At 65.9% G+C, this 18,877-nt stretch carries 18 protein-coding genes and 1 other RNA gene; 7 read left to right on the forward strand and 12 right to left on the reverse strand.

The annotated features are described in order from the left end of the window. Positions 1-196 precede the first annotated feature (196 nt). The 4 genes from gcvP to AC2T4A_RS02925 all read right to left on the reverse strand — a co-directional run bounded on the left by gcvP (position 197) and on the right by AC2T4A_RS02925 (position 6,432). Positions 197-3,073, reverse strand: coding sequence for an aminomethyl-transferring glycine dehydrogenase (gene gcvP, locus AC2T4A_RS02910; protein ID WP_478379865.1), 2,877 nt, complete (start codon positions 3,071-3,073; stop codon positions 197-199). 87 nt (positions 3,074-3,160) lie between these two features. Continuing rightward, the gene (gene gcvH, locus AC2T4A_RS02915) at positions 3,161-3,550 is read right to left on the reverse strand and encodes a glycine cleavage system protein GcvH (protein ID WP_088415908.1); all 390 of its coding nucleotides are present in this window, start codon (positions 3,548-3,550) and stop codon (positions 3,161-3,163) included. A 67-nt stretch (positions 3,551-3,617) separates the two neighbouring features. Next, positions 3,618-4,700, reverse strand: coding sequence for a glycine cleavage system aminomethyltransferase GcvT (gene gcvT / locus AC2T4A_RS02920; protein WP_416743644.1), 1,083 nt, complete (start codon positions 4,698-4,700; stop codon positions 3,618-3,620). A 112-nt stretch (positions 4,701-4,812) separates the two neighbouring features. Then, a complete protein-coding gene (locus AC2T4A_RS02925) occupies positions 4,813-6,432 on the reverse strand; it encodes an ABC transporter permease (RefSeq protein WP_486742684.1) in 1,620 nt (539 codons plus the stop codon). Positions 6,433-6,608: 176 nt separating this feature from the next. On the opposite strand from AC2T4A_RS02925, the gene AC2T4A_RS02930 reads away from it, so the two are divergent. After that, positions 6,609-6,947 carry a hypothetical protein gene (locus tag AC2T4A_RS02930; protein ID WP_416743648.1) on the forward strand — a complete coding sequence of 113 codons (339 nt, stop codon included), beginning with the start codon at positions 6,609-6,611 and terminating at the stop codon, positions 6,945-6,947. Between the two features lie 16 nt (positions 6,948-6,963). Here AC2T4A_RS02930 and AC2T4A_RS02935 read toward each other — a convergent pair whose 3' ends face one another. From AC2T4A_RS02935 to AC2T4A_RS02960, 6 genes are all read right to left on the reverse strand, one after another. Further along, a complete protein-coding gene (locus AC2T4A_RS02935) occupies positions 6,964-7,965 on the reverse strand; it encodes an extracellular solute-binding protein (protein WP_416743650.1) in 1,002 nt (333 codons plus the stop codon). A 296-nt stretch (positions 7,966-8,261) separates the two neighbouring features. Next, entirely contained in the window at positions 8,262-9,479 is a 1,218-nt protein-coding gene (locus tag AC2T4A_RS02940) for a 2-octaprenyl-3-methyl-6-methoxy-1,4-benzoquinol hydroxylase (RefSeq protein WP_486742685.1), read from the reverse strand. A gap of 50 nt (positions 9,480-9,529) precedes the next feature. Then, entirely contained in the window at positions 9,530-10,012 is a 483-nt protein-coding gene (locus tag AC2T4A_RS02945) for a DUF4442 domain-containing protein (protein ID WP_416743653.1), read from the reverse strand. A gap of 4 nt (positions 10,013-10,016) precedes the next feature. Then, positions 10,017-11,201 carry a 2-octaprenyl-6-methoxyphenyl hydroxylase gene (ubiH, locus tag AC2T4A_RS02950; RefSeq protein WP_486742686.1) on the reverse strand — a complete coding sequence of 395 codons (1,185 nt, stop codon included), beginning with the start codon at positions 11,199-11,201 and terminating at the stop codon, positions 10,017-10,019. A gap of 1 nt (position 11,202) precedes the next feature. After that, complete coding sequence (gene pepP / locus AC2T4A_RS02955; protein ID WP_486742687.1) at positions 11,203-12,537, reverse strand: Xaa-Pro aminopeptidase; 1,335 nt, start codon at positions 12,535-12,537, stop codon at positions 11,203-11,205. 8 nt (positions 12,538-12,545) lie between these two features. Further along, positions 12,546-13,100, reverse strand: a complete 555-nt coding sequence (locus AC2T4A_RS02960; protein WP_045213132.1) for a UPF0149 family protein — start codon at positions 13,098-13,100, stop codon at positions 12,546-12,548. Between the two features lie 182 nt (positions 13,101-13,282). Here AC2T4A_RS02960 and AC2T4A_RS02965 point away from each other — a divergent pair, with 182 nt between their 5' ends. The 4 genes from AC2T4A_RS02965 to AC2T4A_RS02980 all read left to right on the forward strand — a co-directional run bounded on the left by AC2T4A_RS02965 (position 13,283) and on the right by AC2T4A_RS02980 (position 14,667). After that, positions 13,283-13,492: a TIGR02449 family protein gene (locus tag AC2T4A_RS02965; protein WP_017521390.1), complete on the forward strand. Its 210-nt coding sequence runs from the start codon at positions 13,283-13,285 to the stop codon at positions 13,490-13,492. After that, a complete protein-coding gene (locus tag AC2T4A_RS02970) occupies positions 13,489-13,818 on the forward strand; it encodes a cell division protein ZapA (RefSeq protein ID WP_416743658.1) in 330 nt (109 codons plus the stop codon). Before AC2T4A_RS02965 ends, AC2T4A_RS02970 begins: the two co-directional genes overlap by 4 nt. Before the next feature lie 31 nt (positions 13,819-13,849). Then, positions 13,850-14,028, forward strand: a non-coding RNA gene (gene ssrS / locus AC2T4A_RS02975) — 6S RNA. A 9-nt stretch (positions 14,029-14,037) separates the two neighbouring features. Beyond that, positions 14,038-14,667, forward strand: coding sequence for a 5-formyltetrahydrofolate cyclo-ligase (locus AC2T4A_RS02980; protein ID WP_416743659.1), 630 nt, complete (start codon positions 14,038-14,040; stop codon positions 14,665-14,667). A 35-nt stretch (positions 14,668-14,702) separates the two neighbouring features. Here the strand turns inward: AC2T4A_RS02980 and AC2T4A_RS02985 are convergent, their stop codons facing one another. Further along, on the reverse strand, positions 14,703-14,837 hold the full coding sequence (locus tag AC2T4A_RS02985) for a hypothetical protein (RefSeq protein WP_486742688.1): 135 nt from the start codon (positions 14,835-14,837) through the stop codon (positions 14,703-14,705). Positions 14,838-15,147: 310 nt separating this feature from the next. Between AC2T4A_RS02985 and AC2T4A_RS02990 the strand changes: the two genes are divergently transcribed. Together AC2T4A_RS02990 and AC2T4A_RS02995 are read left to right on the forward strand one after the other, a co-directional pair. Further along, complete coding sequence (locus AC2T4A_RS02990; protein WP_486742689.1) at positions 15,148-15,609, forward strand: EVE domain-containing protein; 462 nt, start codon at positions 15,148-15,150, stop codon at positions 15,607-15,609. 44 nt (positions 15,610-15,653) lie between these two features. Continuing rightward, positions 15,654-17,513 (forward strand): sensor domain-containing diguanylate cyclase, encoded by a 1,860-nt coding sequence (locus AC2T4A_RS02995; protein ID WP_486742690.1) that lies wholly within the window; start codon positions 15,654-15,656, stop codon positions 17,511-17,513. A gap of 236 nt (positions 17,514-17,749) precedes the next feature. On the opposite strand, the gene AC2T4A_RS03000 is transcribed toward AC2T4A_RS02995, so the two are convergent. Then, positions 17,750-18,874, reverse strand: coding sequence for an ABC transporter permease (locus AC2T4A_RS03000; protein WP_478379700.1), 1,125 nt, complete (start codon positions 18,872-18,874; stop codon positions 17,750-17,752). Positions 18,875-18,877: the final 3 nt, after the last annotated feature.

The following is an 18,877-nucleotide window of genomic DNA, read 5'->3' on the forward strand; positions in this document are numbered from 1 at the left end:
CCAGTTCGCTCCCACATCGGAACGGACCTGTAGGAGCGAGCTTGCTCGCGAACCCTCCCAGCTCCGGCGCCGCCAGGAAATCCGTTCGCGAGCAAGCTCGCTCCTACGAAAAGCCCATGAACTCGCTCCTACGAAAAATAAAAAAGCCGCCCGAGGGCGGCTTTTTCAGTTCAGCGCATTCACTTCAGCGCACAACTCACTCGCGGTAATCGTCCACCGGCACGCAGGCGCAGAACAGGTTGCGGTCGCCGTAGACGTTGTCCACTCGGTTCACCGCCGGCCAGTACTTGAAGGCGCGGGTATGTTCGGTCGGGGTCACCGCTTCGGCGATCTGGTACGGGCGATCCCACAGCCCGGTGACGTCCGCCAGGGTGTGCGGCGCGCGCTTGAGCGGGTTGTCCTCGGCCGGCCATTCGCCGGTCTCGACCTTGGCGATCTCCGCGCGGATCGACAGCATCGCCTCGATGAAGCGGTCCAGCTCGTGTTTGGACTCGCTCTCGGTAGGCTCCACCATCAGCGTGCCCGGCACCGGGAAGGACATGGTCGGCGCGTGGAAGCCGTAGTCCATCAGGCGCTTGGCCACGTCTTCCTCGCTGATCCCGGTCTGCGCCTTGAGCGGGCGCAGGTCAAGGATGCATTCGTGGGCGACGCGCTCGTTGCGGCCACGGTAGAGCACCGGGAAGGCGCCATCGAGCTGCTGGGCCAGGTAGTTGGCGTTGAGGATCGCGACTTCCGTGGCGTCGGCCAGTTGCGGGCCCATCATGGCGATGTACATCCAGCTGATCGGCAGGATGCTGGCGCTGCCCCAGGGCGCGGCGCTCACCGCACCATTCAGCGGGTTCGGGCCTTCGATGCGGATCACCGGGTGGTTGGCGACGAAGGGCGCCAGGTGCTTCTTCACGCCGATCGGGCCCATGCCCGGGCCGCCACCGCCGTGGGGAATACAGAAGGTCTTGTGCAGGTTCATGTGCGACACGTCGGCGCCGATGTCCGCCGGACGCGCGAGGCCGACCTGGGCGTTGAGGTTGGCGCCGTCCATGTAGACCTGGCCGCCGTGGCTGTGGATGACCTCGCAGATCTCGCGGATACCTTCCTCGTACACGCCGTGGGTCGACGGGTAGGTGATCATCAGGCAGGACAACTGCTCGCCGGCTTCGGCCGCCTTGCGCTTGAGGTCCTCCATGTCGACGTTACCGCCCTTGTCGCACTCGACGATGACCACGCGCATGCTCGCCATGATCGCCGAGGCCGGGTTGGTGCCGTGGGCCGAGGACGGGATCAGGCAGATATTGCGGTGCGCATCGCCACGGCTTTCGTGATACTTGCGGATCGCCAGCAGGCCGGCGTACTCGCCCTGGGCACCGGAGTTGGGCTGCATGCAGATGGCGTCGAAGCCGGTGATTGCGCAGAGCCAGCTTTCCAGCTCCTCGATCATCAGGCGGTAGCCCTCGGCCTGCTCGCGCGGCACGAAGGGGTGCAGCGTGGCGAATTCCGGCCAGGTGATGGGGATCATCTCACTGGTGGCGTTGAGCTTCATGGTGCAGGAGCCCAGCGGGATCATCGCCTGGTTCAACGCCAGGTCCTTGCCTTCGAGCTGGCGCAGGTAGCGCAGCATCTCGGTTTCGCTGTGGTGGCGATTGAACACCGGGTGGCTCAGGTAGCCGCTGCTGCGTTGCAGGGCAGCGGGGATGCCGTCGGCGACCTTGCCGGCATCGAGCTGGGCAACATCCAGGCCGTGGCCGGCACCCAGCAGGATGTCGAACAGGCTGGCGAGGGTGTCGGCGCTGGTGGTTTCGTCCAGGCTCACGCCCAGGCGGTCTTCACCGACGATGCGCAGGTTCACGCGGGCGGCGCGGGCGCGTTCGACGATGGCCTGCTGCTGGGCGCCCACGTCCAGGGTCAGGGTGTCGAAGAAGTGCTGGTTGACCAGCTTCACGCCCTTGGCGGCGAGGCCGGTCGCCAGCACGGCAGTCAGACGGTGCACACGCTGGGCGATGCGTTTCAGGCCCTGCGGGCCGTGATACACGGCGTACAGGCTGGCGATGTTGGCCAGCAGCACCTGGGAGGTACAGACGTTGGAGTTGGCCTTCTCGCGGCGGATGTGCTGCTCGCGAGTCTGCAGCGCCATGCGCAGTGCGGTATTGCCACGGGCGTCCTTGGACACGCCGATGATCCGGCCCGGCATGGCGCGCTTGTACTCGTCGCGGCAGGCGAAGAAGGCCGCGTGCGGACCGCCGTAGCCCATGGGCACACCGAAGCGCTGGGCGCTGCCCAGGACCACGTCGGCGCCCAGCTCGCCCGGCGGGGTGAGCAGCAGCAGCGCGAGCAGGTCGCTGGCGACGCAGGCGATGGCCTGCTGCGCGTGCAGGGCGTCGATCACCGCGCGCAGGTCACGGATTTCGCCACGGGTGTCCGGATACTGCAGCAGCGCGCCGAACACGGCGTGCTGGCCGAGGTTGTCCAGCTCATCCACCACCACGTCGAAGCCGAAGGCTTCAGCGCGGGTCTGCACCACGGAGATGGTCTGCGGGTGGCAATTGACGTCGACGAAGAACAGGTTGCTCTTGGCCTTGGCCACGCGCTTGGCCAGGGCCATGGCCTCGGCGGCGGCGGTGGCTTCGTCCAGCAGCGAGGCGCTGGCGAGATCCAGGCCGGTGAGGTCGATGGTCATCTGCTGGAAGTTCAGCAGGGATTCGAGACGACCCTGGGCGATCTCCGGCTGGTACGGGGTGTAGGCGGTGTACCAGCCCGGGTTCTCCAGCACGTTGCGCAGGATCACGGTCGGGGTCAGGGTGCCGTAGTAGCCGGTGCCGATCAGGCTGGTCCACAGCTCGTTCTTCTGCGCGTAGCCCTTCAGCTTGGCCAGGGCGCCCTGTTCGTCGAGGGCGGTCGGCAGGTCCAGCGGCCGGTTCAGGCGGATCGCCGGGGGCACCGTCTGCACGATCAGGTCGTCGCGGTTGCCGAGCCCGAGGGTGTCGAGCATGGCTTGCTGCTCGGCGGCGTCGGGGCCCAGGTGGCGGGCGAGGAAGGCATCAGGCTGGTGCAGCTGGGAAAGCGAAGGGGTGTTCGACATGGCCACGGTCTCGAAAAGTCGGTCCGTAATCGGTCCGTAAAAAAGAACAGGCCCCGACGAGTCGAGGCCTGTGTTTACAGCAGTGTCTTACGCGTCGGCGTCGCTGGCAGCGCGGTAGCCGGCGGCGTCGAGCAGCTTGTCCAGCTCGGCCGGGTTGCTCGGCTTGAGCTTGAAGAACCAGGAACCGTACGGGTCGTTGTTCACTTCTTCGGGGGTATCGGCCAGTACGTCATTGACGGCGATGACTTCGCCGCTTACCGGGGCGTAGATGTCCGAGGCGGCCTTCACCGACTCGACGACACCGGCTTCCTGGCCGGCGGCGAGGGTCTTGCCCACTTCCGGCAGCTCGACGAAGACCACGTCACCCAGGGCTTCCTGGGCATGGTCGGAGATGCCCACGGTCACGCTACCGTCGGCTTCCAGGCGCGCCCACTCGTGGCTGGCGGCGTAACGCAGGTCGGCGGGGATATTGCTCATCTTGTTGTTCCTCGGGGACTGGGCGACGGGCGGCGGTACCGCCCTCTTCTAAGTTAGATCATGCAATTTAGATCAGGGCTTTGCCATGACGCACGAAATTCGGCTGAACGACGCGAACCGGGTACCACTTGCCACGGATTTCCACTTCGGCACGGTCACCGGTGGCCGCCGGCACGCGGGCCAGGGCGATGGATTTGCCGAGCGTGGGGGAGAAGCTGCCGCTGGTGATCTCGCCTTCGCCGACGCCAGCAACGCGAACCACCTGGTGGGCGCGCAGTACGCCGCGCTCCTCCAGCACCAGACCGACCAGCTTGGGCGCATCACCGGCGGCCTTCTGTGCTTCCAGTGCCTTGCGGCCAATGAAGTCGCGGCCTTCGGGTTCCCAGGCGATGGTCCAGCCCATGTTGGCGGCCAGCGGGGTGACATCCTCGTCCATGTCCTGGCCGTAGAGGTTCATCCCGGCTTCCAGGCGCAGGGTATCGCGCGCGCCCAGGCCCGCCGGGGCGATGCCGGCGCCGACCAGGTCGTTGAGGAAACCTTGCGCCTCGACGGCCGGCAGCATGATTTCCAGGCCGTCCTCACCGGTGTAGCCGGTGCGTGCGATGAACCAGTCACCGTCGGCCTTGCCCTGGAAGGGCTTGAGTTCACGGATCAGCGCGGCGCGCGAGGGAGTGACCAGTTCGGCGGTCTTCTCGCGGGCGTTGGGGCCTTGCACGGCGAGCATCGCGAGGTCGGGGCGTTCGGTCAGGGTGACGTCGAAGCCTTCGGTATGCGCCTGCATCCAGGCCATGTCCTTGTCGCGGGTGGAAGCGTTGACCACCACGCGGTAGCCATACACGCCGAGGTAGACGATCAGGTCGTCGACCACCCCGCCGCGTTCGTTGAGCATGCCGCTGTACAGCGCCTTGCCCGGAACCTGCAAACGTTCGACATCATTGGCCAGGAGTCGCTGCAGGTATTCCTTGGCCTGCGGACCGGTGACGTCGACCACAGTCATGTGGGAAACGTCGAACACGCCGCAATCGCGACGTACCTGGTGGTGCTCTTCGACTTGCGAGCCGTAGTGCAACGGCATGTCCCAACCGCCGAAATCGACGATCTTGGCGCCGAGGGCGACGTGCAAATCATAGAGCGGCGTGCGCTGTCCCATGGGTGTTCTCCTTCCGGGCGAGGCGGGTGCGGAGCGCGAGTACGGCCCGCACGAAACGCGCGCATTGTAGTCGCATGGCAGGACTCTGGACAGCTTGTCCGACGGCCGATTCTCAGGGCCGCGCAGAACCGCTCTGGCGCGCGGAGCGACGGATCAGGCCGATCACCGGGAACAGCCCTACCAGCACCAGCGTCAACGCCGGCAGTGCGGCGCGCGCCCACTCCCCTTCGCTGGTCATCTCGAAGACGCGCACGGCCAGGGTGTCCCAGCCGAAGGGACGCATCAGCAGGGTCGCCGGCATCTCCTTGAGCACATCGACGAACACCAGCAACGCGGCGCTCAGCGCGCCCGGCAGCAGCAGCGGCAGGTAGACACGGAAGAACAGGCCGGCGCCGCCGACACCCAGGCTGCGGGAAGCTTCCGGAAGCGAAGGTCGAATTCTCGCCAGCGCACCTTCCAGTGGGTTGTAGGCCACCGCCATGAAGCGGATCAGGTAGGCCACCAGCAGCGCCCCAAGGCTGCCCAGCAGCAAGGGCTTGCCGGCACCGCCCAAGGCGCTGGAGAGCGGAATCACCGCATGATTGTCCAGCCAGCTGAAGGCCAGCATGATCGCCACGGCCAGCACCGAGCCGGGCAGCGCATAGCCGAGATTGGCAATGTCAACTGCCGAGCACACCGCCGCCGTTGGCGACAGGCGCCGGGCGAAGGCCAGCAGCAGCGCCACCGCGACCGTCAGCAAGGCCGCGAAGCCGCCCAGATAGAGGCTATGCAGGATCAGGCCCCAGTAGCGCTCGTCGAGGTCGAAGCGGCCTTTCTGCCAGACCCAGACCACCAGCTGCAGCACCGGGATGACGAAGGCGCAGGCGAACACCAGCAGGCACCACGCGCTGGCAGCGAAAGCCTTCCAGCCATGCAGCCGGTACAGCGCCGCGCCGCGCGGGCGCTCGTTGGGCGCGCCGCTGCGGCCACGGCTGTAGCGCTCGCCGAGCAGCACCAGCATGACGAACAGCAGCAGCAGGCTGGCCAGCTGGGTGGCGCTGGAAAGACTGTAGAAGCCGTACCAGGTCTTGTAAACGGCGGTGGTGAAGGTGTCGAAGTTGAACACCGAGACGGTGCCGAAATCCGCCAGGGTTTCCATGATCGCCAGCGCCAGCCCGGCGCCAATGGCTGGCCGCGCCATGGGCAGGGCGACGCGCCAGAAGGCGGCCAGGGGCGAGAGACCCAGCACCCGCGCCGCTTCCATCAGACCGCGCCCCTGGGCGAGGAAAGCGGTGCGCGCGAGCAGGTAAACGTAGGGATAGAAGACCAGCACCAGCACCGTGATCACTCCGCCGGTGGAGCGTACGCGGGGCAACCGCAGGCCGCTGCCGAACCACTCGCGCAGCAACGTCTGCACGGGGCCGGAGAAATCCAGCAGGCCGACGAAGACGAATGCCAGCACATAGGCCGGCACCGCGAAAGGCAGCATCAGCGCCCAGTCCAGCCAACGTCGGCCGGGGAACTCGCAGAGGCTGGTGAGCCAGGCGAGGCTGACGCCCAGCACGGTAACGCCGACGCCCACGCCCGCCACCAGCACCAGGGTGTTACCCAGCAGGCGCATCATCTGGGTTTCCCACAGGTGCGACCAGATTTCGCGATCGATCTCTGCCCAGCTCAGCAGCAGGACGCTGATGGGCAACAGGACGAGGGCAGCCACGGCGAATGTGATGGGATACCAGCGGTTGGGGCGCATGGGGGGCGTGTTTCCAGAAAATCAGCGGATGTCCGTGGGAAATGTCGCCGCAAAGCTGACGGAATTTTCCCTTGTTGAAATCAAATTCGCCCGATCCTCACGCGATAGGGATAAAGCGCAAGGTACCGCGGTCGAATCGGCCACTCTGCCATTCAACCCTGCCAAGGAAAAAGCCCATGTACTCCCCTCGCGCGCTCTGCGGGCTGCTGCTACTGCCACTCAGCGGTTTCGCACTGGCCGACGACCAGACACCCATGGAGTCCTGCCTGGACCTCGCCATGCATATGCTGGCCGAGAACCCGCAACTGCAGGAGCGCTGGCAGCAGACCTGGGTGGAGCCAACGTCCATCCGTGAGGAAACCTACGACGGCGAAGTGGACGGGCAGCACGCCAGCAAGCGGGTAACCGCCCAACTGCGCCGCGGCGATCAGTCCGACGGCCAGTTCATCTGTCTGCTGGCGGAGAACGGCAAGGCGCTCTCCGTCGACCACAAGGATGACGCCGCCACCCAGTGAGGCGGCGGCACGTTCATCAATTCCAGCCGGCGCGGTCCATCAGCTTGATCGCTTCGGCCTGGCGCTTGCCGGCGATTTCCACCGGGATGCTATCGGCCTTGAATTCACCCCAGGCCGCGACCTCCTGCGACGGCGCCACCTTCGGGTTAGCCGGGAATTCCTGGTTGATGCCGGCGAACAGCGCCTGAGCGTCGGCACCGGTCATCCACTCCACCAGCTTCTTCGCCGCTTCCGGGTGGGGTGCGTACTTGGTCAGGCCGATACCCGACAGGTTGACGTGCACACCACGGTCGCCCTGGTTCGGCCAGAACAGCTTCACCGGCAACTGCGGATTGTCCTTGTGCATGCGGCCGTAGTAGTAGGTGTTGACGATGCCGACGTCGCACTGGCCAGCGGCGATGGCCTGCAGCAGCGCGTTGTCATCGGAGAATACGTCGGTGGCCAGGTTGTTCACCCAGCCCTTGAGGATTTCCTCGGTCTTCTCGGCGCCATGGGTCTCGATCAGGGTCGCGGTCAGCGACTGGTTGTAGACCTTTTTCGCGGTGCGCAGGCACAGGCGGCCTTCCCACTTCGCATCGGCCAACTCCTCGTAGGTCGACAGTTCCTCGGGCTTCACCCGCTGGGTGGAATAGGCGATGGTCCGCGCGCGCAGCGACAGGCCGGTCCAGCTGTCGGTGCCGGAGCGGTATTGCGGCGGGATGTTGGCATCCAGGGTCGGCGAGTCGAAGGGCTGGAGGATGCCCATCTTCTCGGCCTGCCAGAGGTTGCCGGCGTCTACGGTGAGCAGCAGGTCGGCCGGGGTATTGGCGCCTTCGGCCTTGATCCGCGCCATCAGCGGCGCTTCCTTGTCGGTGATGAACTTGATCTTCACCCCGGTTTTCTCGGTGTAGGCGTCGAACACCGGCTTGATCAGCTCGTCGATGCGCGAGGAGTAGACCACCACCTCGTCGGCGGCCTGGGCGGTACCAGCGACGGCGGCCAGCAGGAGGGTGGCGAGAAGACCTTTGCGCACGAGCATGAGCGTGTCCTTTGCAGGGAAAATATCCCGCAAATGATAAGGAACCTCATTTACTAACGAACCATGCGTTTGTGTCGGGGTGTTTCGGAAGGGTGTGGTTTGGGGGCGGGGGGGCGTGGGTGCGGAGCAAGAGCCCCTCTCCCCCGCCCTCTCCCTGAAGGGAGAGGGAGCCGTTCGGAGTGAGATGAGATCAAAAAGTCAGCCGGTGAGCACCTTCGTATTGACCAACTCCGATCAGTCCCCTCTCCCTTCAGGGAGAGGGTTAGGGAGAGGGCAGGCGCCGCTTGGACTATCCGTCAAACCCGCGCCAGGTTCGGCAGGTCGCCCGACAGCCCCAACGCCTGGCGCACGAACACGCCCTTCGCTTCGTGATGCTTATCCACCAGCCGCAGCCCGGCGTTACGCAGCCAGCGCACCGCCAGCGGGTCGGCCTGGAACAGACGCTGGAAGCCTTCCATCGCCGCCATCATCGCCAGGTTGTGCGGCATACGCCGACGTTCGAAGCGGCTCAGCACACGTTCCTCGGCGATGTTCTCGCCACGGGCGTGGGCATGCTCGATCACCTCGGCGAGCACCGCGGCATCCAGGAAGCCCAGGTTCACACCCTGTCCGGCCAATGGGTGGATGGTGTGCGCGGCATCACCGATCAGCACCAGGCCCGGCTCCACATAGCGCTTGGCGTGGCGCTGGCGCAGCGGGATGCAGAGGCGGCGGTCGGTGTGTTCGATGGTGCCCAGACGATGCTCGAAGGCGAGGCCCAGGGCCTTGCAGAAGCCTTCATCATCCAGCGCCATGAGCTTTTCCGCCTGCTCCGGGGTGGTTGACCAGACAATCGAGCACCAGTGCGCGTCGCCCTCCTTCGCCAGCGGCAGGAAGGCCAGCGGGCCGTCGTCAGTGAAGCGCTGCCAGGCGGTAGCCTGATGCGGCTTCTCGCAACGTACGCTGGTGACGATGGCGTGATGCAGGTAATCCCACTCGCGGGTGGCGCAGCCGGCCAGACGGCGCACGGCGGAGTTGGCGCCATCGGCGGCGACCACCAGCGGCGTGCGGATTTCGCGGCCGTCGGAGAGCGTCAGCAGCCAGTCATCGCCAGAGTGGCGCAGCTGCTCCAGCCGCGCATTAGGCAGCAGGCCAAGGGCAGAGTCGTGCAGGCGCTCCAGCAGGGCATCCTGCACCACGCGGTTCTCGACGATGTGGCCGAGCATCTCGGCATGCACACTGGCAGCGCTGAAGTGGATCTGCCCGGTGCCGGAGCCGTCCCACACCTGCATTTCACGGTAGGGCTCGGCGCGGCGGGCAGCGATGCCGTCCCAGGCGTGCAGGCGCTGGAGGATGCGCCGGCTGGCCTCGGACAGTGCACTGACGCGCGGCTCGAAGGGCGCCTCGCGGTCGAACGGCTTGACGCTCAGCGGCGAGCCGTCCAGCAGCAGGATATCCAACCCACTGCCTTCCAGAGCCAGGGCCAGCGCGCTGCCGACCATTCCCGCCCCGACGATAACCAGATCCGCGTGCATGTGCGTTCCTTCTTCAGCGGCCCGCGCAGCTCCTGCGCGGGCATCGAAATTCAAGCGGCCTGCCGCGCGCGCGGTTTGAGCCGGACGTACAGGGTCTTCTGCACCCGCGCCACCAGGGTGCCTTCGCCGTCACGCACTTCGGCGTGCAGGCGCGGCAGGTATTTCTCACCCGCAGCGGTCTGCGCGCGGATATCGTCGAGCAGGTGCTGATCGATACGGAAATCGGCATACACCGGCCCCTTGCCGGGGCTGACGAACTCGATGTTGGCGGCCTTGTCCCAGACGATGTAGTCGCGTCCCAGGTTCTCCATCAGCATCAGCATGAAGAAGGGGTCGGTCATGCTGTACAGGCTGCCGCCGAACTGGGTGCCGACGTAATTGCGATTGAACAGGTTCAGCCCCATCTTCACGCGCACCTCGCGGAAATCCGCGCTGATGTGGCGCACCCGCACCCCAGCGCCGAGGTAGGGCGGGTAGAGGTTCAGGCCAAAACGCAGCAGGCGGGCGCGGTGGGAGCTTTTGCGTGGTTCCATCGGCTCAGACCGGTCGTGCGCCCAGGCCCATGGCCTGGCGGGCGAACCAGCGCTTGGCCGGCGGCAGCAGATCGAGGCCGAGCAGGCCGATGTTGCGGCCGGTGGCCAGCAACGGCTGAGCATTGGAGAACAGGCGGGTGACGCGGTCGGAGAAACCGACGGTCATCTGCTGGTCCAGGCGCTGGCCGTCCAGGTAGCGCTGCAGCACGGCAAAATCGCCCGGCGCGGCATCTTCCTGCAACAGGCGGTCACCGAGAGCCTTGGCATCGCGCAGCGACAGGTTGAAGCCCTGCCCGGCAATCGGGTGCAGGCTGTGGGCGGCGTTGCCGAGCACCACGAGGTGCGGGCGAATCTGTTCGTCGGCCTCGCTGAGGCTCAGCGGGTAACCGTAACGCACGCCAACCTGGCGCAGGGTGCCCAGGCGATAGCCGAAGGCCTCCTGCAGCTCGGCGAGGAAGGCCGCATCGGAGAGTTCGCGCAGGCGCTCGGCGTCGCGGCCGTTGCGGGTCCAGACCAGCGCGCAGCGGTTTTCCGGCAGCGGCAGCAGGGCCAGCGGGCCGTTCTCGGTGAAACGTTCGAAGGCCTGTCCGCGATGGGCTTCGGACGGGCTGATGTTGGCGATCAGCGCGGTCTGCCCGTAGGACGAGGAGCGCACGTTGATGCCCAGTTGTTCGCGCAGACCGGAGCGGCCACCGTCGGCCAGCACGGCGAGGTCGCAGTCCAGTTGCGAGTCGTCGTCCAGGGTCAGGCGGAAGCCGTCGCCGAGGGCGTCCATCCGGCGCACTTCCGCCGGGCAGCGCCAGCTCACCACGTCCGGGTCCAGCGCATGCCACAGGCACTGGCCGAGCCAGGCGTTCTCCACCACGTAACCAAGGGCAGGAACGCCCTCTTCCACTGCGGTCAGGCGCGCGGCGCCGAAACGGCCACGGTCGGAGACGTGGATCTGGGTGATGGGTTCGGCGCGCTGGGAAATCTGCTGCCAGAGCCCCAGGCGTTCGTAGATCTGCCGGCTGCCGAAGGACAGCGCCGAGGAGCGCGCGTCATAGCTGGGCTGGTAGGCATCGCCGGGGGCGAAGGGCTCGATCAGCACGATCTGCCAGCCGCGCTCGCGGGCGCCGGCCTGGAGAATCAGCGCAAGGCTCGCGCCGACAAGTCCGCCACCAATGATGGCCAGTTGCGTACGTTGCATGTCAGGCGGCCTGGGCCTTGGCCTCGGCCATCAGCGCTTCGATCTCGGCGACGGTCTTCGGCACGCCGTTGGTCAGCACTTCGCAGCCGGTCTTGGTCACCACCACATCGTCCTCGATGCGCACGCCAATGCCGCGCCACTTCTTCGGCACGTCGGTGTTGTCCGGGGAGATATAGATACCCGGCTCGACGGTCATCGCCATGCCCGGCTCGAGCACACGCCATTCGCCGCCGACGCGGTATTCGCCGACATCGTGCACGTCCATGCCCAGCCAGTGGCCGGCACGGTGCATGTAGAAGGCCTTGTAGGCTTCGCGCTCGATCAGTTCGTCGACGTCACCCTTGAGCAGGCCCAGCTCCACCAGGCCGGCGGTGATGACCCGCACGGTGGCCTCGTGGGCTTCGTTCCAGTGGCGGCCCGGCGCGATGCAGTCGAAGGCCGCCATGTTGGCGTCCAGCACCAACTGGTAGATGGCCTTCTGCTCGGGGCTGAACACGCCGCTGGCCGGGAAGGTGCGGGTGATGTCACTGGCGTAGCAGTCGATCTCGCAGCCGGCGTCGATCAGGATCAGGTCGCCGTCCTTGATCTGCGCGTCGTTCTCCCGGTAATGCAGGATGCAGGCATTGCGGCCGGTGGCGACGATCGAGCCGTAGGCCGGCATCTTCGCGCCGCCCAGGCGGAAGGCATATTCCAGCTCGGCTTCCAGGTGGTACTCGTAAAGCCCCGGACGGCACGCCTGCATGGCGCGGATGTGCGCGCCGGCGGAGACTTCCGCGGCGTAGCGCATCACCTTCACCTCACCGGCGCTCTTGTACAGGCGCTGGTCGTGCAGCAGGTGGTCGAGGGCGACGAACTCGTTCGGCGGCTGCGCACCCTGGCGCGCCTTGGAACGGATCACGTTGATCCACTCCATCAGCCGGCGGTCGAACTCCTGGTTGGCGCCCAGCGCGTAGTACACGCGGTCGCGGCCTTCGATCAGGCCCGGCAGGATGTCGTCGATATCGCCGATGGGGAAGGCATCGTCGGCGCCGAAGGTGCTGATGGCACCGTCCTGGCCGGCGCGCAGGCCGTCCCAGAGTTCACGCTCCGGATCGCGCTCGCGGCAGAACAGCACGTACTCGCCGTGCTCGCGGCCGGGGATCAGCGCCATTACCGCTTCCGGCTCGGGGAAGCCGGTGAGGTACTGGAAGTCGCTGTCCTGGCGGTAGACGTGCTCCACGTCGCGGTTGCGGATGTACATCGGCGCCGCCGGGAGAATGGCGATGCTGTTGGGTTCCATCTGCGCCATCAGCGCCTTGCGACGACGGGCGTATTCCGACTTGGCGATACGGATCATGCGCGACCTCAATGCAGGGAGGGTTTCTCGGCCGGTGCCGGCACCTTGCCGAATTCGGAGAACAGCAACAGCGGGGCGACGCGCAGGTACTCCTGCACTTCCATGTAGTCGGCCTCGCCGTCTTCGGATTCTTCCAGCTGGCCGCCGACCTGGGCGATGGCGGCAATGTCCTGCAGCACTTCGTCGGCTTCATCCGACAGGCTGGGGGCACGCAGCGCCAGGCCGAAGCCGGCGAGGAAGCCCTGGCACCACTGGCCCAGGGCGGTGGCGCGCTCCAGCAGTGGCTCGTCATCGTTGGGCAGCATCAGCACCACGGCCATCTCGCCCTGGCTGAAGTCCTGCTGGACCATACCCAGCAGGCCGCCCAGGGCCGCGCCCAGGCGCTCGCCCGGCTCGCCACCGAGCAGCTCACCGGCGGCCTGCAGCCATTCGCCCTGATCGAAGCCGGACCCGGCGCAGACGCGACCGAGCAGGTGGCCGTGCAGTTCAGCAGGAGAGATGGGCAGGGCAGCTTCGGCGAGCAGGGCGGCGAAGGCGGTATAGGCGGAGCTGGAAGTGGACATGATCGAACCCGGATGACGGCTAGGCGCCATCAGGCGCCGCGCATAGAATATGGTCCGTTATCCTAGCACCGGCGCACACCGCAAGACCATGTGACGACGCGCCGGGCAGCCGTGCGTTGACCCACCCCCACGGCAGTCCTATATAGTTCTCGATTACTTAAGCAACTCCCAAGCGAGAGCCCATGGAAGACGCCGACCTGCACGCGCTGATCGCCAAGTTCGACCTGCTGCTCCAGCGCCTGGAACAGCTCAAGGCCGAGAACCGGCTGCTGCGGGCGAACGAGAAAAGCTGGCGGGAAGAACGCGCCCATCTGATCGAGAAGAACGATTTGGCTCGTCAGAAGGTCGAAGCGATGATTTTGCGTCTTAAAGCCCTGGAGCAGGACTCATGAGCCAGTCGAACACCCTGAACGTCCAAATCCTCGACAAGGAGTACTGCATCGCCTGCCCTCCGGACGAGCGCGTCAACCTGGAAAGCGCCGCGCGCTACCTGGACAGCAAGATGCGCGAGATCCGCTCCAGCGGCAAAGTGATCGGTGCTGATCGCGTCGCGGTAATGGCCGCCCTTAACATCACCCACGACCTGCTGCACAAGCAGGAACGCGTGGAGCAGGACAGCGGCTCCACCCGCGAGCGCGTGCGCGAACTGCTCGAGCGCGTGGACCGCGCGCTGACCACTGATTCCCTTACCACTGATAAGGATCAGGGTGAAGTCTGACCAGGGAAATTTCCTTGGGGTATAATTGCCTCGCTCCCTGGTGTGTTGGCCAGTCGGTGATGTCCCTGAGCCGATAATTGCAACAACGGGGGTTGCCAGTTGGGCTGGTGTGCATGTCCGCACGACGGAAAGCCTTAAAGCCTACTGCAACCACCACCTTGAACTCTCGGGTTCAAGGGCTAACCCGACAGCGGCATGTCCGGGGAGCTTTACCCTTCGATGATCCATTCTGACGGTCTTTCCCGCCCAGCCCTGCGCCGCCAGCTGCGCCAGGCCAGACGCGCGCTTACTCCCCTTCAGCAACGCCTCGCCGCCCAGGCCCTGTATCGCCAGCTCGCGCAACACCCGCTGTTTCGCCGCGCGCGGCATATCGCCTTTTATCTGCCGGCCGACGGCGAAATCGACCCGCGTCCACTGATGAAAGCGGCGCAGAAGCGGGGCAAGGCGACCTACCTGCCGGTGCTCTCGGACTGGCCACGCACTCACATGACCTTCCAGCAGGTCGGTGTTGGCGAGCGCTGGGTGCGCAACCGCTTCAACATCGCCGAACCGCAGGCCGACCGCGGGCGCCAGCGTCCAGCCTGGGCGCTGGACCTGCTGTTGCTGCCGCTGGTGGGCTTCGATCCGCAGGGCGGCCGCCTGGGCATGGGCAAGGGATTCTACGACCGAACCCTGGCTTACCTGGGAATGCGCAAAAAATGGCAGAAACCGACGCTATTGGGCTTGGCGCACGAATGCCAGAAGGTCGATAGGCTGGAGCTGGCGAGCTGGGATGTGCCACTGATGGGCATAGTGACGGACGGCGGCTGGTATGGCCGTCTCGCGACGGAATCGCGTTCCTTGCGATAACCGTGGCGATAGCAGTGCTGATTCCAGAAGCGGGATCAGGGCTGCTGGGGGACCTGCACCGGGGCATTGCCCTGGCGTTGTTCCCACAGGCTCTGGGTGTAACCGGTAGTGACGACACCCAGACCGAAAAGTATTACCAGCACCCACAAAAGATCAGGCTTGCGTTTCATCGATTGCCTCCCCCTTCCAGGCAATTGTTCACGACAGCCGGCGGTGGTTTTTGGTCCGTCCGGCAGGCAAAGCTAAAAACGGCGGCATTCTCCGACAATGAAAAGCTTCTCGCAATTCTGACGCCAACCGATCGTCGGAGGAGCAGTCGCCCCCAAAACTTCCGGCTCATTCAGGCAATGTTCATGCCGGTATTCCTACATCTTCTTCCTACAATTTGTTTCCGACGAGCCGGCAGCTTGTCGCAGGCAAACGCCTACTCTTGGTAAAAATGAAGATCACGACCCGCCACGCAAAAGGAGACCCTCGCGGATGGCACGCGCTTACTGGCTGATGAAATCCGAGCCCGACGAACTCTCGATCCACGACCTGCAGCGCCTGAAGACCGCACGCTGGGACGGCGTGCGCAATTACCAGGCACGCAACTTCATGCGCAGCATGCAGCCGGGCGACCTGTTCTTCTTCTACCACTCCAGTTGCCCCGAGCCGGGCATCGCAGGCATCGCCCGGATCGACGGCGAGCCCTACCCCGACCCGACTGCGCTCGACCCCAAGAGTCATTACCACGACCCCAAGGCCAGCGACGAGAAGAATCCCTGGACGGCCCGCGACGTGAGCTTCGTCCAGGCATTCCGCTCGGTGCTGCCGCTGGGCACCCTCAAGGCGCAGGCCGGGTTGGAAGAGATGCCCCTGGTACAGAAAGGCAGCCGCCTGTCGGTGATGCTGGTCACCGCCGAACAATGGGCGATCGTCGTCGGCCTGGCGCAGAAATAGAGGCACTGTGCTATTAGGTTACTGAAGCCCCCGGAATTCGCCACATGTACCGCCTTCAGTCCTCATTAGCTACTTACCTCGGGCTTGGCGGTCTGCTCTGCGTGCTCCTGCTTGCCAGCGCCTGGCTCGGCGAGGAGTTGGCAAGCAGCGAACGGCAACGCGTGCAGGAGCGCCTGACCTACCAGGGACGCAGCCTGGCGCACCAGCTGGAAGCCAACCTCCACGAGCAGGTCCAGGGCCTGGACCTGCTCGCCCAGCTGTGGACCCACCACGGCCGCATGCCCCGTGCCGAATGGGAGCTGGACGCGCGCTTCTACGTGCGCAGCTTTCCCGGCTACCAGTCGATCCAGTGGTCGGACCCGGACCTGCGCATCCGCTGGCTGGAGCCGCTGCAAGGCAACGAGGCGGCGCTGAATTTCCGCCTCACCGACCGGCACCCCAACTACGCCACTGCCATGGCCGCGCGCGACAGCGGCAAGTCGCGCCTGAGCGATAGCGTGGAACTGCTCCAGGGCGGACGTGGCTTTGTGCTCTACACGCCGGTGTTCATTCGCGACGCGACCAACCAGCTGCGCTTCGACGGTTTCATGCAGGGCGTCTTCCGCGTCGGCAACCTGATGGACCACTTGCTGGAGCAAACCGACAACCACCTGTTCAGCGTGCGCCTGCTGGAACACGGACAGCCCATCTACGTGCGCGATCAGCCCGACAGTGACGCCGAGCCTCCCCTGCGCGTGCCGCTGCGCCTGCTCAACAACCGCAGCTTCGAGCTGGAGCTGCGTCCCACCGCCACGCTGGTGCGGTCGATTTCCACGCCCCTGCCCAACGTGGTGCTCGGTGGCGGCGTGGCGATCAGCCTGCTGCTGGTCGCAGCGCTGTTTCTCGCCCGTGAGAATGCCCGCCGCGCCACTGCCCTGAGCGCCAGCAACCAGTTGCTCAGCGAGGAGGCGCGACAGCGCCAGTCCGTCGAAGCCACCCTGCACGACAGCCGAGAACGCCTGCAGCTGGCGCTGGACCTCACCGACTCCAGCCGCGACGCGCTGTTCATCTTCGATCTGCAGCAACGCGAGCTGCTGCACATGAACCGCGCCACCTACAATGGCCTGGGCTACAGCGCAGAAGATTTCCGCCACCTGCTGCGCGACGATCCCGAGCGCCTGATCCCCGGCTTCCACGCCTGGATCCAGCTGGTGCAGCAGGCACACCGGCTGAACCTGTCGATGATCTTCCAGCGCGAAATGCAGCGCCGCGACGGCAGCCTGCAGCCGGCGGAGATCAACACCCAACTGATCCACCAGGGCGACCGCGACTACCTGATCGCCGTGGCCCGCGACAACAGCGAGCGCCTGCAACTCGAAGCGCAGTTGCAGAAACTGTCGCAGCAGGACGGGCTGACCGGGCTCTACAACCGCCGCTACTTCGACCGCCAGCTGCAGAGCGAATGGCGTCGCCTGCGCCGCGCCGATGCGCCGCTGGCGGTGCTGATGCTCGATGTCGACCACTTCAAGCGCTTCAACGACTGCCTTGGCCACCTGGCCGGCGACGACGCACTGCGACGCCTCGCCAGCTGCCTGCAGGAGTGCCTGCAACGCGAAGGCGACGTGGCATGCCGTTATGGCGGCGAAGAGTTCGTCATCATCCTGACCGACACCGACCTGGAAGGCGCCAGCCATGTAGCCGCGCGCATCCACCAGCGCGTGGCCGAGATGGGCATCGCGCATCCGGCCGCCGAGCTGGGACGATTGACGGTGAGTATCGGCCTGGCCATCGCCACGCCGGGGCAGGATGCCGAGCCGGACCAATTGATCGCCCAGGCCGACCAGGCGCTGTACGCGGCCAAGCACAGGGGCAGGAACCAGACCTGTGTGTGGCCGGCAGATATGGCCGAGCGCACGCTTACCTGAAATTTCGTGCGAGGCATGCCCTCTCCCCCGCCCTCTCCCTGAAGGGAGAGGGAGCTGAACATGCCGGCTGACACTTCGGTTTACGCCGGCACCAAACCAGTCCCCTCTCCCTTCGGAGCGAGGCGCGCGGTCAGGGTGAGGGTCTCTGTAGGAGCGAGCTTGCTCGCGAACCCGCCTGGCGTCAGCGCTGCCGGATAGACCGTTCGCGAGCTCGCTCCTACAGAATGGGCGAAGCGTCAGGCCATCTGCCCGATGGTCCGGCGGAAGCGCCACAGCGCACCGCTGAAGAACGCCGCGCCGATTCCGACGATCGCCAGCAACTGCGGCCAGACGATGGACAGGTCCGCGCCGCGGTAGAGGATCGCCTGGGCCAGGCTGACGAAGTGGGTGGTCGGCGCCGCGAGCATGATGTACTGCACCAGCTCCGGCATGCTCTCGCGCGGTGTGGTGCCGCCGGAGAGAATCTGCAGCGGCATCAGGGTGAGGATCACCAGCAGCCCCAGCTGCGGCATCGAGCGCGCCACGGTGCCGAGGAAGATGCCCATGGACGTCGTGGCGAACAGGTGCAGCGCCGCGCCCAGCAGGAACAGCCCTACCGAACCGCTGATCGGCACGTCCAGCCAGCCGCGCACCACCAGCTGCAACGAGATGGCTGCCGCCACCAGCACCACGGTGCCCATGGACCAGACCTTGGCCATCATGATCTCGAAGGCAGTCAGCGGCATCACCAGCAGGTGCTCCACCGTGCCATGCTCACGCTCGCGGATCAGCGCGGCGCCGGTGAGGATGATCGACAGCATGGTGATCTGGTTGATCACCTCCATCACTGCGCCGAACCAGGCCTGGGTGAGGTTCGGGTTGAACTCCATGCGCACCGCCAGCTCTGCCGGCATCGCCGCCTCGGCGCGGTAACGGCTGACGAACTCGCGCACCTCGGTGCCGACGATGTTCTGGATGTAACCGGCGCCGGAGAACGCCTGGCCGGTCTGCGTCGCATCGACGTTGACCTGGATCGCCGGCTGCCGCCCGGCCAGCACGTCGCGCTGGAAGTCCGGCGGGATGTCCAGGGTGAAGGTGTACAGGCCGACATCCATGCCACGGTCCATCTCGGCGTGGCCGATCATCTCCGGCGTGCGGAAATACGGCGGCTGGAAGGCGTTGATGATCCGCGTGGAGAGCTGCGACTGGTCCTCGTCGACGATGGCGATAGGCGCGTGGTGCAGGGTTTCCGGCACGCCGGTGGCCGAGCTGTAGACGCCCAGGGTGAAGGCCCAGGCGATCAGGATCAGCATCGCGTAATCGCGGCCCAGGCTGCGGAACTCCTTGATGCCGAGGTTGAAGATGTTCGCCAGCTTCTTCATGGC

The organism is Pseudomonas sp. PVC-3-1, assembly GCF_057444315.1.

Bases quoted from the DNA above. Each gene is read 5' to 3' on its own strand.
- AC2T4A_RS02995 (WP_486742690.1), top strand. From the start codon at position 15,654: ATGTACCGCCTTCAGTCCTCATTAGCTACTTACCTCGGGCTTGGCGGT.
- gcvP (WP_478379865.1), bottom strand. From the start codon at position 3,073: ATGTCGAACACCCCTTCGCTTTCCCAGCTGCACCAGCCTGATGCCTTC.
- AC2T4A_RS02980 (WP_416743659.1), top strand. From the start codon at position 14,038: ATGATCCATTCTGACGGTCTTTCCCGCCCAGCCCTGCGCCGCCAGCTG.
- AC2T4A_RS02930 (WP_416743648.1), top strand. From the start codon at position 6,609: ATGTACTCCCCTCGCGCGCTCTGCGGGCTGCTGCTACTGCCACTCAGC.
- pepP (WP_486742687.1), bottom strand. From the start codon at position 12,537: ATGATCCGTATCGCCAAGTCGGAATACGCCCGTCGTCGCAAGGCGCTG.
- AC2T4A_RS02960 (WP_045213132.1), bottom strand. From the start codon at position 13,100: ATGTCCACTTCCAGCTCCGCCTATACCGCCTTCGCCGCCCTGCTCGCC.
- AC2T4A_RS02940 (WP_486742685.1), bottom strand. From the start codon at position 9,479: ATGCACGCGGATCTGGTTATCGTCGGGGCGGGAATGGTCGGCAGCGCG.
- AC2T4A_RS02925 (WP_486742684.1), bottom strand. From the start codon at position 6,432: ATGCGCCCCAACCGCTGGTATCCCATCACATTCGCCGTGGCTGCCCTC.
- AC2T4A_RS02970 (WP_416743658.1), top strand. From the start codon at position 13,489: ATGAGCCAGTCGAACACCCTGAACGTCCAAATCCTCGACAAGGAGTAC.
- AC2T4A_RS02945 (WP_416743653.1), bottom strand. From the start codon at position 10,012: ATGGAACCACGCAAAAGCTCCCACCGCGCCCGCCTGCTGCGTTTTGGC.
- gcvT (WP_416743644.1), bottom strand. From the start codon at position 4,700: ATGGGACAGCGCACGCCGCTCTATGATTTGCACGTCGCCCTCGGCGCC.
- gcvH (WP_088415908.1), bottom strand. From the start codon at position 3,550: ATGAGCAATATCCCCGCCGACCTGCGTTACGCCGCCAGCCACGAGTGG.
- AC2T4A_RS02965 (WP_017521390.1), top strand. From the start codon at position 13,283: ATGGAAGACGCCGACCTGCACGCGCTGATCGCCAAGTTCGACCTGCTG.
- AC2T4A_RS03000 (WP_478379700.1), bottom strand. From the start codon at position 18,874: ATGAAGAAGCTGGCGAACATCTTCAACCTCGGCATCAAGGAGTTCCGC.
- AC2T4A_RS02985 (WP_486742688.1), bottom strand. From the start codon at position 14,837: ATGAAACGCAAGCCTGATCTTTTGTGGGTGCTGGTAATACTTTTCGGT.
- AC2T4A_RS02990 (WP_486742689.1), top strand. From the start codon at position 15,148: ATGGCACGCGCTTACTGGCTGATGAAATCCGAGCCCGACGAACTCTCG.
- AC2T4A_RS02935 (WP_416743650.1), bottom strand. From the start codon at position 7,965: ATGCTCGTGCGCAAAGGTCTTCTCGCCACCCTCCTGCTGGCCGCCGTC.
- ubiH (WP_486742686.1), bottom strand. From the start codon at position 11,201: ATGCAACGTACGCAACTGGCCATCATTGGTGGCGGACTTGTCGGCGCG.